The organism is Corynebacterium pseudokroppenstedtii, from assembly GCF_019754945.1.
In the GTDB taxonomy this organism is placed as follows: domain Bacteria; phylum Actinomycetota; class Actinomycetes; order Mycobacteriales; family Mycobacteriaceae; genus Corynebacterium; species Corynebacterium pseudokroppenstedtii.
Genome location: NZ_JAEUWU010000004.1, coordinates 51,809 through 65,361 on the forward strand (window position 1 = coordinate 51,809; position 13,553 = coordinate 65,361).

Here is a 13,553-nt window from a genome sequence, read left to right on the forward strand (position 1 = left end):
GTCGCGGCGTACAGAATGGCTGACCATACAGCGTTGTTCCGCCGAATGGCTAACCCTGCGATGGGGCTGGAGGCTACACGATGTCGCCGGGCATGTACGCGGCAGCCTCGGGATGCTCCGCCACAATGTCTTTCACGCGTGCGACAACGCGATCAACCTGCGAACCCGCTGCTCCGATGAAAGCGTGACGGTCGGCAATCGCCGCATCCAGCTGTTCGCGATTCAACGGAAGCCGATCGTCGGCGGCGAGGCGTTCGATGAGGTTTTGTTCCGTGCCTTTCTCACGCATATCAAGCGCGGTGGCCACGGCGTTCTCTTTAATGATCTCGTGCGCGGTTTCACGTCCGAGGCCAGCGCGAATGGAAGCCATGAGGATGCGCGTCGTCGCCAAGAACGGCAAATACCGTTCTAGTTCTTTATCAATCATGGCGGGGAATGCGCCGAACTCTTTGAGAACGGTCAATAAGGTTTCCACCATTCCGTCGAAAGCAAAGAATGCATCCGGAAGGGCCACTCGGCGGACAACAGAGCAAAAGACATCGCCCTCATTCCATTGCTGACCCGCCAGATCTGCAGCCATCGTTTGGTAGCCGCGAAGGATAATCTGCAGGCCGCCGATGCGCTCACACGAGCGGGCATTCATCTTGTGCGGCATCGCGGAGGACCCCACCTGCCCCTCCTTGAATCCCTCCGTGACCAGCTCATTTCCGGCCATCAAGCGGATGGTCATGGACAGCGACGACGGCCCCGCCCCCAGCTGCACCAGCGCCGAGATCACGTCCAGGTCAAGGCTGCGCGGGTACACCTGCCCAACCGAATCGAATCGTCGGGAAATTCCCAAGTATTCCGATACAGAATTTTCTAGCTGCTCAAGTTTGGTTTCATCCCCACCGACGAGATCCAGCATGTCCTGGGAGGTTCCCATCGGGCCTTTAATTCCACGCAGCGGATACCGCGAGATAAGGTTTTCCAACCTCTCGTAGGCAACCAGGATTTCATTTGCTGCCGACGCGAAACGCTTGCCCAACGTGGTCGCCTGAGCAGCGACATTGTGGGACCGCCCCGCCATCACCTGATCGCGGTAGCGAACCGCGCAATCGGCCAACGCCCGGAGGACCGCCACCATCCTGTCCCGCACGTGCTCCAGCGACCGGTAGACCTGCAGCTGTTCAACGTTTTCGGTGAGATCCCTGCTGGTCATGCCCTTGTGGATGTGCTCATACCCAGCCAGCGCGTTGAATTCCTCGATGCGCGCTTTGACGTCGTGCCGGGTGACGCGCTCACGGGCAGCGATGGAATCCAGGTCAATGCGATCGATAACCGACTCGTAGGCCTCGATAGCCTCGTCGGGAACGTCGACGCCGAGCTCTTTCTGCGCGCGAAGAACGGCGATCCAGAGCCGACGCTCCATGATGATCTTGTGCTCCGGGCTCCATAGGTTGACCAGCTCTGGAGAGGCATACCGATGCGCTAGCACATTCGCTATGTCTTTCTTGTGTGTGCCGGCCGGAGCACCAGTGCTGCCCTGGTCGGGTGATGTGTCCTTGCCTGTGTCGACGGAATTGGTACGCGAGTTGTCCGTTTTGTTCTCAGCCACACTATCAGTCTAGGGGGCTACCAGGGCCATAACCAGCCACGACACCACCCGGATATGGCAGACACTTTTACCGACGCACTAATCGGAGTTACCGACGCCGGGCCTCCAGGAATGGCTTCAGACGACGGCACGCTTCCCGCATCTCTTCCGGTGTGCCTGCGTAGCTCACACGGACGTACTTCTTGCCCAGCGCTTTGTCGGCGCTTCCGTCGAAGTCCGTCCCCGGAGAGACGGACACACCCGTGGCGTCAAGAAGTTCATGAGCAAAGGCGACGGAATCGTCGGTGTAATCCGAGACATCAACCCAGAAGTAGAAAGCACCGTCGGAGGGCGCGAAGCGGGGCAGCCCCACTGCGGGCAGCTCCTTGTTAAGGATGTCGTGATTTTCCTTGTAGCGCTCGACGTGGACGCGGAGTTCAGCCAGGGCGTCATCGTCAAACACGCGGGTCGCCGCGATCTGCGAAAGAGCGGGAGCACAGAGAGAAATGTTTCCTAATATATTTTCGATTGTTTCCCGTAGCGTCGGATCATCGGGAATGATCAGCCAACCCAAGCGCCAGCCCGTCATGGAGAAGTACTTGGATGTAGAGCCAATAACCACGGCACGATCAGAAAGCGACCTCGCCGTCACGGTGGGCCGACCATAACTAATTCCGTGGTAAATCTCATCAGAAACCAACACCGTGTCGGTTTCATCGCACCACTGCGAAATTGCACGCAATTCGTCGGGATCAATAATGGACCCCGTCGGATTATTTGGCGACGTAATCAACACCATATCCGGCTTATTCCCCGCCTGAGCAAGATCCTCAAGGTGCTTGCGGGTCATATGGAAACGGGTTTCAGCCGTCGTCGGAATATCAATAAAAGAATTACCCAATGCTTGGAGAACATTGCGGTATGCCGCATACCCAGGGCTGGACAGGGCAACAGTCCCACCGAAAGGCAAGCACGCTGCGAAAATAGCAACAAAGGCGCCCGAGGACCCCGTCGTGACAATGACGTTATCGGCCTTGGTATCCGTCCCATATGTTTCGGAATGCCACCGAGCAATACGCTCGCGCAACGGTTGAATACCTAAGGCTTCGGTATATCCCAGTTTGTCCTTTTCAATGGCTTCAATAGCAACATCTCGAACAACGCGCGGCGCGGGAGTCGACGGCTGGCCGATACATAACGGCACCGTGTCATGTTTCTCGGCTTCTCTTTCCGCGGTGCGGGCCACCATTTCCATCGTATAAAAAGGATCGGCATGGCCACGTTGAATTGCTAAGCCATAATCCTTTCCAGAACTACCCGAATTTGAATGCTGATCCTCCGAATAATTCATTCCACTGTAATCGGCTGACTCCGAATTGTCACGTCCCACTGTTACTCTGCTCTCCTCCAGATCAGTTTGCGATGCCAATACGGCCCTCGACGGCCTTCTGAGCAATATCGCGCCGATAATGCCCGCCCGGCAACGATATACCTTCCATCCTTCGATACACCTTTGCCCGTGCTTCGTCTAGATCCTTGCCGACGCCAACCACGCTGAGCACACGTCCGCCGGAGGACACTAAGCGGTCGCCGAGCCGCGCGACACCCGCGTGCCGGACACCATCGTCCTCTGTGCCGGGCTCCGCGCCCGAAATGGGATCTCCCTTTCGTGGCCCCGCTGGGTACCCCTGGGCGGCCAACACCACTGTCACGGCGTAGCCATCTTTCCAGGCCAACGGAGGTACGTCCGCCAGGTGCCCCGTCGCCACGGAGTTCAGCACACCTGCCAACGGAGTATCGAGTAGCTCCAGCACTGCCTGGGTTTCCGGATCCCCAAAGCGGCAGTTGAACTCGACGACGGCCGGGCCTTCATTCCCCCAGGCCAAGCCTGCGTAGAGCAGACCGTTAAAGGGGCAACCGCGCTTAGCCATCTCTGAGGCCACCGGCTGCACGATCTCGTCAACAATCTGGTCAACGGCACCATCGGGCAACCACGGAAGCGGTGCATAGGCACCCATTCCGCCCGTGTTGGGCCCCGTATCTCCCTCGCCAACGCGCTTGTGGTCCTGAGCGGGCAGCAGAGGCACCACCGTATCGCCATCTACCAGGCAAAAGAGCGAAATCTCCGGGCCGTCAAGGAAGGACTCCACCAACACCGGGTGGCCCGACTCCAACACAGCGACCGCATGGTCGCGGGCTTCGTCGCGGTCCTGCGTCACGACAACACCTTTACCGCCGGCCAGCCCATCATCTTTCACGACAAACGTCGGGCCAAAGTCGTTCAACACTGCGTCGACCTGGTCCGTCGAGGCCCCTGGTTGCAGAGACTCCGCCTGTGCAGTACACACATGAGCAGCCTTCATTACGTCCTTGGCAAACGCCTTAGACCCCTCAATCTGTGCAGCCTGGGCACTCGGCCCGAACACGGGGATGTGAGCGTCGCGAAGAGCGTCAGCCACCCCAGCAACCAGCGGCGCTTCCGGACCAATCACCACCAGGTCCGCACCCAATGACGTCGCTAAGTCAACAACTTGCGGGCCGTCGTTGATATCGATATCGGGGTGAAGCTGCGCGATCGCGGTCATCCCATCATTACCTGGGGCGACGTGCAGCCCACTCACCTGCGAATCTTTGGACAACGAATAAAGAAGAGCGTGCTCACGAGAACCATTACCCAGGACAAGAATCTGCATACTCAATACTCTAAGGCACCCACCTGACATACAAAGCTTTTTACCCACTTCGGAAATAGCTACCCTGGACTTATGGCTACCGTATTCACAAAAATCATCAACGGCGACATCCCAGGTCGGTTCGTGTACCGCGATGAGACCGTCGCCGCATTCCTCACCATCGAACCCATCGCATACGGGCACACCTTAGTTGTGCCGATTAAGGAAGTTGACCGGTGGACTGACCTCAGTGCCGACGAATGGGCGCATGTCTCTGCCGTCGCCCACAACATTGGCCGTGCCATTACCGACGCATTTGATGCGCCCCGTGCCGGCATGCTGATCGCAGGATTTGAAGTTCCCCATGCTCACGTCCACGTCTTCCCTGCCTCCGACATGTCCGGTTATAGCTTGCAGAACATCATGCGTGCCGACGATACCGACCCGGATGCTATGGACGCTGCCGCTGCGAAGATCCGCGCGGAGCTGACCAAGGCCGGGATCGATACCGGAGTCGACGACAAATAATTGACGGTGAATAGCTGACGATGCTCAGAGTGTCTCAACGGCTGCGTGAGGCTATGACCGCACATCCCCTGCACATGAACCCGCGGATTCTCCGTCCCCGCGGTCATCAGTGGGCTGGTTCGTCACGCGTCCATCCCTACACCGACGAGGATGGGCGTTTTCATCGGGCCGACCGGATACCTGCCATGGCGCACGTTCCCGACATGGGCCGGGTGCCGGAGCAGGATTTTAGCCCGCTGGCGGATGATGAGAAGCCACCGCTGCTTTGTGTGCACGGAATGATAGGGGCGAAAGGCAATTGGGAAGTTCTTGTTCGGTACATCACGGATCGACGGACTTTTTATGTTGATTATGGCGAGGCAGGGACCGCTCCCGTTGATGAGTGCGTGGATGAATTAGCGGAACAGATTATTAAGCTGAGCCAAAAGATTCATGCGCGGGAGCTTATTCTTCTTGGTCATTCTCGGGGAGGATTGATTGCGCTTCTCGCGGCCTCCCGACCTGAGGTTCAGAGTGTGGTCACGATTCGTCGAATTATTGGCTTGGGTGCCCATTTTTCGGGAATTCCTCGGTGGAAACTGCTACCGAAAGATGTGTCCTCATATGGCCCCGTTCTTTCGGTTTTCTTTCGGCTGACGCACAAGTTTGCATATTGGGCCGTGGGTGCGTCGGCCGAGGACCAATTCAAGGATTCACCGGACTTGCAACGCGCGTTGCAGGGTGTCGATCGATCGATAGAAGTTATTCCCATCGCTAGTAGCACCGATTACATCGTGAGGCCTAGTGCTGCGTTTGATGTGCCGACGGACCACGTGAGGCCGGTTCTTCTTCAGGATTATTTTCCCGGCGTGAAAATACTGCACAATTTGTTGCCGCGCGATGGGCGGGCTATCGCGATGGTGAAGGCTGCGATCACGAAAAGCCCTATTCGTGGGGAATCTGCTCGCGGGGATTCCACCCGCGAGAATTCTATTCGTGGGGCAAAAGAACAGTAAATGTGGTTCCCTCATCGACGACGCTATCGACGGTGACTTTTCCGCCATGCTGTTCCACTAAACCTTGAACGATTGATAGTCCCAATCCGGAGCCTCCACCCTGGTGCCGTGATCGGGATGAATCGGCTCGGTAGAAGCGCTCGAAAATGTGCTCACTATCCTCTGGCGGTATTCCTACACCGTTATCGATGACTCGAATTCGCACCGCTTTCTTCTTCGGCGACGTTCCCAGGGTGGAATCATCCAGCGCGATGCGCACGGCAGCCTCTGGACCTGCATGTTTGAGCGCATTCGTCATGAGGTTGGTGAGCACCTGGTGAAGGCGGGCACTATCTCCTGTCACAGTGGGCGGTTCCACACAATTGTTTGTCATGGAAATATCGCGATCAGGGTAATTCACTTTCATGTTCTGAATAACACTGATTGCGACACTGAGGATATCGACGCTCTTGTGCTCCAATGGACGCGAATTATCCATCCGAGCAAGATCCAAAAGATCCTGAACTAAAACGCTCATTCTTTCTGCCTCGGCGGAGATACTATCCAGCACGAGGTTGAGATCGTCGGTTTGGCCTGTCCGATAGAGTTCCGCGTATCCGCTGACGGATGTCAATGGAGTACGCAATTCGTGAGATGCATCGCCTATGAAACGACGCATTGTTTGCTCTGCTTCACGCGCTTGCGCTTCTGCTTTGCGTGCCACGCGAGCGTTTTCCTGGGCTTCCGCCTCGCTTCGCTCCACTGCGACGAAGGATTGCTCGATTTGCGCCAACATCTTGTTCAGCGACCGCGAGAGCGCGCCGACCTCCGTGTCCGGTGGCCATTCTGGAAGACGCTGGGAGAGGTCGCCGTCGGCAATTTTTCCAGCGACGCGTTCCACGTGGCTGAGGGGCCGGAGTGATCGTCGGACAACGTACCAGGTCAGAATGAGGAGCACCGCGAGGACGAGCATTCCCAGGCCGGCTTCGAGGAGGAAGAGGCGGGAGATTGTTCGCTCATTGTCGTCGAGTGAGACCGCGACGACAACGAGATCACCGTCTTGGCTTTTTAGCGCCATAGCGCGCCAATGTGCTGTGGATTTCGAACCTCGCGCGGCCGAGACGGTGACGGGGCCCGTCTCGTGGGTGACCGAGTCGAGGTTGGGGTAGGACTCGAACCCGTAATCGTAGGACACGACAGACCCATCGGAGTGTGTGACCTGCACAAAGTATTGGCTAGGAAGCCTAGGGTTTTCGCTGTACGCGCTTTGTACGGGCAAGCGCCCTTGCTCGATGAAGGGCGAATGCGCTGTGGATTCCAGCGAGGCGTCGATGCGCGACTGCATGAATTCCCTCAGCGTGGAGGTCACTGCGAGTCCGGTGAAGAACATTCCGCCTGCGGAAATCACCATCACGATGATGATGAGCGAGGTGTGCAACGGCAACCGCGAGAGGCCGCGCTTAGCTGCGCCTGTGTGCTGTTTGCGTTCCCATTCTTGCCGACGTTTTTCGCTATAGCTTCGTGGGCGCGTTGTTTGCCGCCCCGGCGGGGCGACCGGCACGCTTTTCTTCTGCGCTGAATCATCGTCGTTGCGGGAGGACTCGACGTCGTTGCCGGAAAAGTCCTCCGTGGGACTGGAGGCGGTGGCTTCGTCGACGTCGGCGACGTCGGTGGTGCCCTCGTCGGAGGAAGATGTTGCAGGAAGTGCCCATGAGTTCGTTTGATCGATAGTACTGGGCTGCGGCGCGGCTACCGGCTGGCTCGTGTCAGCGTCGTTCGGCGCATCACTCTTTTTCAGACGTTGTAACACTGCGTTGAAACGCGAATGTAGTGAAATGGCAATGGCCCCTTACGTTAAGCAATCGAATGACCTTTACACGATCAAATGAAATTCACTGGTGCACCGCACATCGGTCCACCAGTGCATCCAGATGGCGATACTCGTTACGCCCTGGGTGTGCGGAGAACGTATCCCACGCCTCTGACGGTCTGAATCAAATGTGGCTCGTCCTTATCCACTTTCCGACGCAAATAAGAAACGTAAGATTCAACAACGTTTCCATCACCGCCGAAGTCGTAATTCCACACATGGTCCAAGATTTTTGCCTTGCTCAGGACAACCTCGGCATTAACCATCAAGTAACGGAGCAATTTGAATTCCGTTGGGGATAAATCCACATATTCACCTGCTTTGGTTACTTCATGTGAATTGTCGTCCAGGGTGAGGTCGGCGTAGGTGATTCGTTGATCGTCGTCCACCTCTGGCGGTGTGACGCGACGGAGAATCACTTTCAAACGCGTAACGACTTCTTCCAAACTAAACGGTTTGGTGACGTAATCGTCGGCACCAATTGTTAAACCATGAATGCGGTCATCAACCGCATCTTTGGCTGTCAGGAAAAGGACCGGTGCATCGTGGCCGTCCGCACGGAGCTTGCTCAATAGGGTGAACCCGTCCATGCGGGGCATCATGACGTCAAGGATAAATGCGTCGGGATGGAACGAACGCGCAATATCCAACGCTTCCCCACCGTCACTCGCTGTCGCAACCTCGAAACCTTGGAACTTCAACGACACTTTGAGAAGCTCTACGATGTTTGCTTCATCATCAACAACAAGAACGCGTGTGGGGGCTTCAGCAGAACTCATAGTTCCAGTGTGCACGATTACTGGTGATTTGTCTGCATACACCGCATATGAAGTTACTGAGCACTTTCAGCCTATTTCCTGTAAGTCGGGTGTGAGCATTCTGGGAGCCTGGTGTACGTACGCTGTGAATGCTCAGTTCATCCGCGATCAGCGTAAACTTAGCAATACCAACCGGGAGGCGATGCATCAGGTGACTACCCACCACATCAAGTCCAGCACCCGCAGGTCACTAGTCGGGTGGACCATCGCAATCATTGCGACGCTAGTTGCCGTAGGACTCTGCCGGGTAGCGCAACTTCCCTCCCCTCTCATGTTGGGCTCGATGGTGGGTGGGCTGTGTGGAGCCATCATCGCGAGCACACGGATCCGGCCGCCACGCTCTACGATCGGCCCCTCGCAAGGTGTTATTTCGCTCTTAGCGGCAGGACCTTTGGTTAATTCTTCCCCTGACCGTTTGGCCTCCTATGCGCTTCCGTCACTTATCGCTATCGGAATCACTTTGCTTCTCTGCGCGGCCTGTGCCTGGGTGATTACGCGTTTTTCAACCATTGATTCACCAACAGCAGTCATGTCCACACTTGCTGGTGGGGCGTCGGCAATGTCTGTTCTTTCCGAAGAACTGGGGGCAGATTTCCGATATGTCACTGTTGCTCAGTATCTCCGCGTTTTTATCGTTTCCTTCTCGTTGCCATTTTTAATTCCATTACTGGTTGGCGGAAATGTTGATGTTGGTTCAGAACCCCTCGTGAACCTTTCCTCTCACTCGGTAATGAATTGGCTAGTCGTGTTGGCTGTGATCACCATTCCTGGGTGGCTTGCCAGTTTTACGCCATTGCCCGCACCCCGCCTGCTTGCACCTTTGGCCATAGCCATCGCGATAGGTGAATGGCAACCACATCTCATTGCGATACCTGGCGTTTTGGAAGCGGCCGCATTTGTTTTGATCGGCTGGCAGGCCGGTGGCGCGTTCGACCGTCAATCATTGGTAACTAACGCTAAACGCCTTCCGCTCGCGTTCCTGTGCATCATTGTTTTGATGGGCGGGTGTGGTGTTATGGCCGGAATACTTACAGCCTTAGGCCTTGGAACGCTCACTGAAACATACTTAGCGACGACACCTGGCGGCCTTTATATCGTCCTGGCTATCGCCCACGACCGCGGAGCGGGACCCATTGTTACCGTCATGCAGGTAACCAGGATGATCGTCATGCTGATTGTCACTGCTTTTGTGCCACAGCTCATCCGCGCTTTACGACGGATCAAAAACTCCGCCACGCACCACTAATCATGTGGATGTCAGTGGCGGCAGGTGGCCTCCCCAGGACTATACGTACTGGCTGGCTGCTTGAATCGTCGACGGGACGTAGCTGCTACCGAAGAGGTACACGTGGCTAAGCAACATGCTTAGCTGGTGCAACGGAATAAGTTTCCGCCATCCCTTATTGAGAAACCCTTCACTTTCATAGCCTTCGTAAATAGCATCGAGCTTGGGCGCTCCAAAAAGGGCGAGCGCAGCGAGATCCGTCAGTGGGTGACCGCCGTGGGCACTGGGGTCGATCAACACTGCCCCGGACGAGGTCCACATCACGTTGCCCGCCCATAGATCTCCATGAATCCGGGCCGGAGTGTCGATATCGTCGAAATCACCGTCACGAAGACGCTCACACACGGCCTCAACAGCCTTATTACCCTGTTCTCCCAGGGATGCTCCGCGCTGCGAACCATTGATGCGCTCGAGCGTCGGCATGATGCGAGCTTCCGCATACATTTCGCCCCAGTGGTCATAATGCTTCAAACTCAGCGGCATTAACTCATCATTCGGGCCGTGAAGACCATCGCCCTCCCAACCGTCTGGGCCAGCACCGAATGCCGCAGCTCCTGCCTCGTGGGTGTGTGACAGGGCAGCACCGAACTCGCGAGCAAACCGGGTTGAGGCGCGGCCATTGTCCAAGCGCTCCAGGACAAGCCCGCCACCAGGGACGGAATCATCCTGACCGAAAACCTTAACGACGCGTGCCCCGCCCGACGATTCAGCCTCGCGCAGCCAATTCAAGCCGGCCGCTTCCCATTCGGCAGCCCGGCCATGTGTGTTCTTGGTAAACGTATCATCGTCAATAAAAGCCATGCCCCCAACCGTAGACGTTTACGCGCCTATGAGTGACATCATTTTTTCCCTAACGATTATTCATGACTTTTATTCACGGTCTATGGTGCAATCCGGGCTATTGCTATGAATTTTCTTTACGGAATGTACGAGTCCCCCACCAGATACCGGCAAAGAAAATAACAAGTGACCACAGAATTCCCCAGGTCACCGTGGCAGCATCAGGGTTTTCCGCGAAGATTGCACGAACAGCGTCGACAATATATCGAGTAGGCATAAAGTCCGATAGACGTTCGAGCCATGCGGGAGCCAGTGACATCGGCAAAATGATCCCGGATAACAAGAGAATAGGCATGATAAGCATGTTGGTTAGGGGACCCATGACATCTTCGTCTTTACTGGTCAAGGCCAGCGCGTTCGACGCAGCCGCCGAGGCCGCACCGGCAAACAGCGTGATGATCATACCTAGGACCACACCCGCAATAGGCGCTTTCATCCCCATCGCATAACCCAAGGCAATGAGGATGGTGGATTGGACGCCCAGTTGCGTCACGTCTCGCATGAGGCGCCCACATAACAGCGCAGTCCTGCTAGCTGGGGTAACGCGCTCAGCTTCGATCACTCCGTCACGCCACTCGGCAATAACGCCAAAGCCGACGAACATCGCACCGAAAACGGTCAGCTGAACCAGCAAACCGGGGACGAAGAATGTATAGGCGTTCGTCGCACCGAATTGGGCCGTCAATGGCTTAAGTAAGGGGCCGAACAATACCAAATACATCACCGGCTGCAATAAGCCGATGATGATCCAGGCGGGGTTACGGAGATTCATGCGCAATTGTCTGCGGCAGATAATGAAACTCTCACGGAAGAAATTAGATATACCCATGAAATATCCTCTGAAATATCCTCAAAATAACATGGTGGAGAATTAATCTCGCAACGACCGGCCAGTCAGTGATAAAAAGACGTCATCCAGGGTGGGGCGCCGGACATTAAGATCCGCGATACCGATCGACTTCTCATCTAACGACCTGATCAGATCCGGCAACAGATGGCCGGAGTTATAGAGGTCTGCTTCTATGAGGTCGCCAGTCACCTTTAAATCAGGAGTTGTCGACGCATTTGCTCCTGACATCACGCGGGTGATGATCTCCGTGGCGTCAGCCTGGCAGGTGGCGTCATCAAGGCGGAGAGAAACATGATCCCCAGACACCGAGCTCTTCAGATTCTCTGCTGTATCTGATGCAATAATTCGTCCGTGATCGATAACAATGATCCGGTCTGCTAAAGCATCCGCCTCATCCAAATAATGAGTTGTTAAGAAAATCGTTGCACCTTGATCTTCACGAAGGCTACGAATGTGGTCCCAAAGGTTGCTCCGCGCCTGTGGATCCAGGCCGGTCGTCGGCTCATCAAGGAAAACGAGGCCCGGGCTATGGATCAGCCCCATCGCGATATCGAGACGCCGGCGCTGACCGCCCGACATATTCTTGGGTTCCCTGTCCCACAAACCATCTAAACTAAACTGTTCAAATAATTCATGTGCGCGACGTTGCGCATCTTTTTTACGTAAACCATACAGCATGCCGTGATCCACCAGTTCCTCACCTGCGTGCGCATTGGAACCGGCCGAGCCCACCTGGCTGACATACCCGATATGGCGACGGACCTCCACGGGCTGGGTAGCCACGTCGAAGCCTGCAACACGGGCAGAACCGCTCGTCGGCTTCAACAATGTCGTGAGCATGCGAAGCGTCGTCGTCTTACCAGCACCATTAGGGCCCAAGAAGCCGATAATTTCGCCGGGATCAACGTGCAAACTCACACCATCGACGGCTTTTACCGGTTTCTTATCACGACCGCGACCACGAAAGGTTTGGGTCAGGTCATGCGCTTCAATCATCGGCTTACCAGGGCTATTAGGCATGGCTCACATCATGCCAGAAAACCGGCTAGCTTGGCACGGGACACAACCCCTCGGCGAAAAACCTACGACGTCACCAACTGAAGACCTAAACCTTCGAGTACGGGCTGAATGACCTTGGCCCCTGGGGTAGTAGCATCCTCTTCACTACCATAACTCGCTATACCTACTGCGTAGGCAGTCGCATTAGATGGATCCCTCGGATCCGTAGCCCATACGATCCCGCCAGAATCGCCGTGGTCCTGAATGCCATCAAACTCAAATGAATATTTCGAGACCATTGACTGGTAATCTCCGCACGACAAACCCGAACGCCAGCCCAGGCGACAAGTATATGGCCTAATCTGTTCTAATTCTTTCGGACCCCAAAAACCTTTCACTGTGACTGGAACACCACCCCATGTGACCCCCGGAGCCGTATGAATAAATTTGCGGTACTTAGGATAAATCTCGATCAATCCATAGTCTCTTCCTGGACCAATGTTTTCCATAGTTCCATCGAGAGCGCTCCATACAAATTCACCTACATTGACTTCCTCACCATCGTCGGTCTCCAGATAAACTTTGTCGCCCTTATTGCCGCAATGTCCCGCAGTGAGATTAAAAACACGACCTGAGTTACCTGGGTCATATACCGTCCAACCCCAGGAACATTTACTAACATTACCGTTTGAATCCTCAATATAATATTTTCCACCGGGCGTAAACAGATTACCTTGTTCCAGTGATTCAAAGTCCTGGGAGTTCCGAAGAATTTTTCTTTTCTGAGGTATGGAAGAATCCTGCCGCACTCGTTGTCCACTTGCAGCCCGTCCGAGGTTGCCACCGCCGACTTGAGATTGATCGATAGTCGGACGTGAACGTCGGGTCTGATTCGACCAATCAGGATTGAACGATGGTTCTATCTTCTGTGTAACTGAAGTCTCTGGCGAGCTGGATTTGTCCGAATCATCATTATTTCGAGACACAACGACAGCTACTAGCGCAACAGCAACGACGCCTGCTAATAATTTTTTGCCCCACTACTCATAGGCACATTTTACATTCACTTAGCAGCATTAACGGAGCGATCGAGATTATTATCACCCCCACAATCAGGCATAACACTCAACTACCTAGAGAG

The 13,553-nt window shown here is 55.3% G+C and carries 12 protein-coding genes; 3 read left to right on the forward strand and 9 right to left on the reverse strand.

Features of this window, described 5'->3' with window-relative positions; genetic code table 11:
* Positions 1 to 73 precede the first annotated feature (73 nt).
* The 3 genes from purB to purD all read right to left on the reverse strand — a co-directional run bounded on the left by purB (position 74) and on the right by purD (position 4,269).
* Complete coding sequence (gene purB, locus JMN36_RS07505) at positions 74 to 1,486, reverse strand: adenylosuccinate lyase (protein ID WP_221924258.1); 1,413 nt, start codon at positions 1,484 to 1,486, stop codon at positions 74 to 76.
* Positions 1,487 to 1,685: 199 nt separating this feature from the next.
* Positions 1,686 to 2,966, reverse strand: coding sequence for a pyridoxal phosphate-dependent aminotransferase (locus tag JMN36_RS07510; RefSeq protein WP_221924139.1), 1,281 nt, complete (start codon positions 2,964 to 2,966; stop codon positions 1,686 to 1,688).
* Positions 2,967 to 2,988: 22 nt separating this feature from the next.
* Positions 2,989 to 4,269 (reverse strand): phosphoribosylamine--glycine ligase, encoded by a 1,281-nt coding sequence (gene purD, locus JMN36_RS07515; RefSeq protein WP_221924140.1) that lies wholly within the window; start codon positions 4,267 to 4,269, stop codon positions 2,989 to 2,991.
* A 72-nt stretch (positions 4,270 to 4,341) separates the two neighbouring features.
* Between purD and JMN36_RS07520 the strand changes: the two genes are divergently transcribed.
* Both JMN36_RS07520 and JMN36_RS07525 read left to right on the forward strand, forming a co-directional pair.
* Positions 4,342 to 4,776, forward strand: a complete 435-nt coding sequence (locus JMN36_RS07520) for an HIT family protein (RefSeq protein WP_221924141.1) — start codon at positions 4,342 to 4,344, stop codon at positions 4,774 to 4,776.
* 29 nt (positions 4,777 to 4,805) lie between these two features.
* The gene (locus JMN36_RS07525; protein ID WP_221924142.1) at positions 4,806 to 5,771 is read left to right on the forward strand and encodes an alpha/beta fold hydrolase; all 966 of its coding nucleotides are present in this window, start codon (positions 4,806 to 4,808) and stop codon (positions 5,769 to 5,771) included.
* Here JMN36_RS07525 and JMN36_RS07530 read toward each other — a convergent pair.
* Both JMN36_RS07530 and JMN36_RS07535 read right to left on the reverse strand, forming a co-directional pair.
* Positions 5,746 to 7,560, reverse strand: coding sequence for a sensor histidine kinase (locus JMN36_RS07530; protein ID WP_301731841.1), 1,815 nt, complete (start codon positions 7,558 to 7,560; stop codon positions 5,746 to 5,748). The two genes, JMN36_RS07525 and JMN36_RS07530, sit on opposite strands and share 26 nt — an antisense overlap.
* A 134-nt stretch (positions 7,561 to 7,694) precedes the next feature.
* Positions 7,695 to 8,399, reverse strand: coding sequence for a response regulator transcription factor (locus JMN36_RS07535; protein ID WP_204582289.1), 705 nt, complete (start codon positions 8,397 to 8,399; stop codon positions 7,695 to 7,697).
* Positions 8,400 to 8,589: 190 nt separating this feature from the next.
* Between JMN36_RS07535 and JMN36_RS07540 the strand changes: the two genes are divergently transcribed.
* Positions 8,590 to 9,684 carry an AbrB family transcriptional regulator gene (locus JMN36_RS07540; protein WP_221924143.1) on the forward strand — a complete coding sequence of 365 codons (1,095 nt, stop codon included), beginning with the start codon at positions 8,590 to 8,592 and terminating at the stop codon, positions 9,682 to 9,684.
* A gap of 39 nt (positions 9,685 to 9,723) precedes the next feature.
* Here JMN36_RS07540 and JMN36_RS07545 read toward each other — a convergent pair whose 3' ends face one another.
* From JMN36_RS07545 to JMN36_RS07560, 4 genes are all read right to left on the reverse strand, one after another.
* A complete protein-coding gene (locus tag JMN36_RS07545) occupies positions 9,724 to 10,524 on the reverse strand; it encodes a fructosamine kinase family protein (RefSeq protein WP_221924144.1) in 801 nt (266 codons plus the stop codon).
* A gap of 103 nt (positions 10,525 to 10,627) precedes the next feature.
* Entirely contained in the window at positions 10,628 to 11,392 is a 765-nt protein-coding gene (locus JMN36_RS07550) for an ABC transporter permease (protein WP_221924145.1), read from the reverse strand.
* Between the two features lie 42 nt (positions 11,393 to 11,434).
* Entirely contained in the window at positions 11,435 to 12,409 is a 975-nt protein-coding gene (locus JMN36_RS07555; protein WP_370659572.1) for an ATP-binding cassette domain-containing protein, read from the reverse strand.
* An 86-nt stretch (positions 12,410 to 12,495) separates the two neighbouring features.
* Positions 12,496 to 13,398, reverse strand: coding sequence for a S1 family peptidase (locus JMN36_RS07560; RefSeq protein WP_221924147.1), 903 nt, complete (start codon positions 13,396 to 13,398; stop codon positions 12,496 to 12,498).
* Between the last annotated feature and the right edge of the window lie 155 nt (positions 13,399 to 13,553).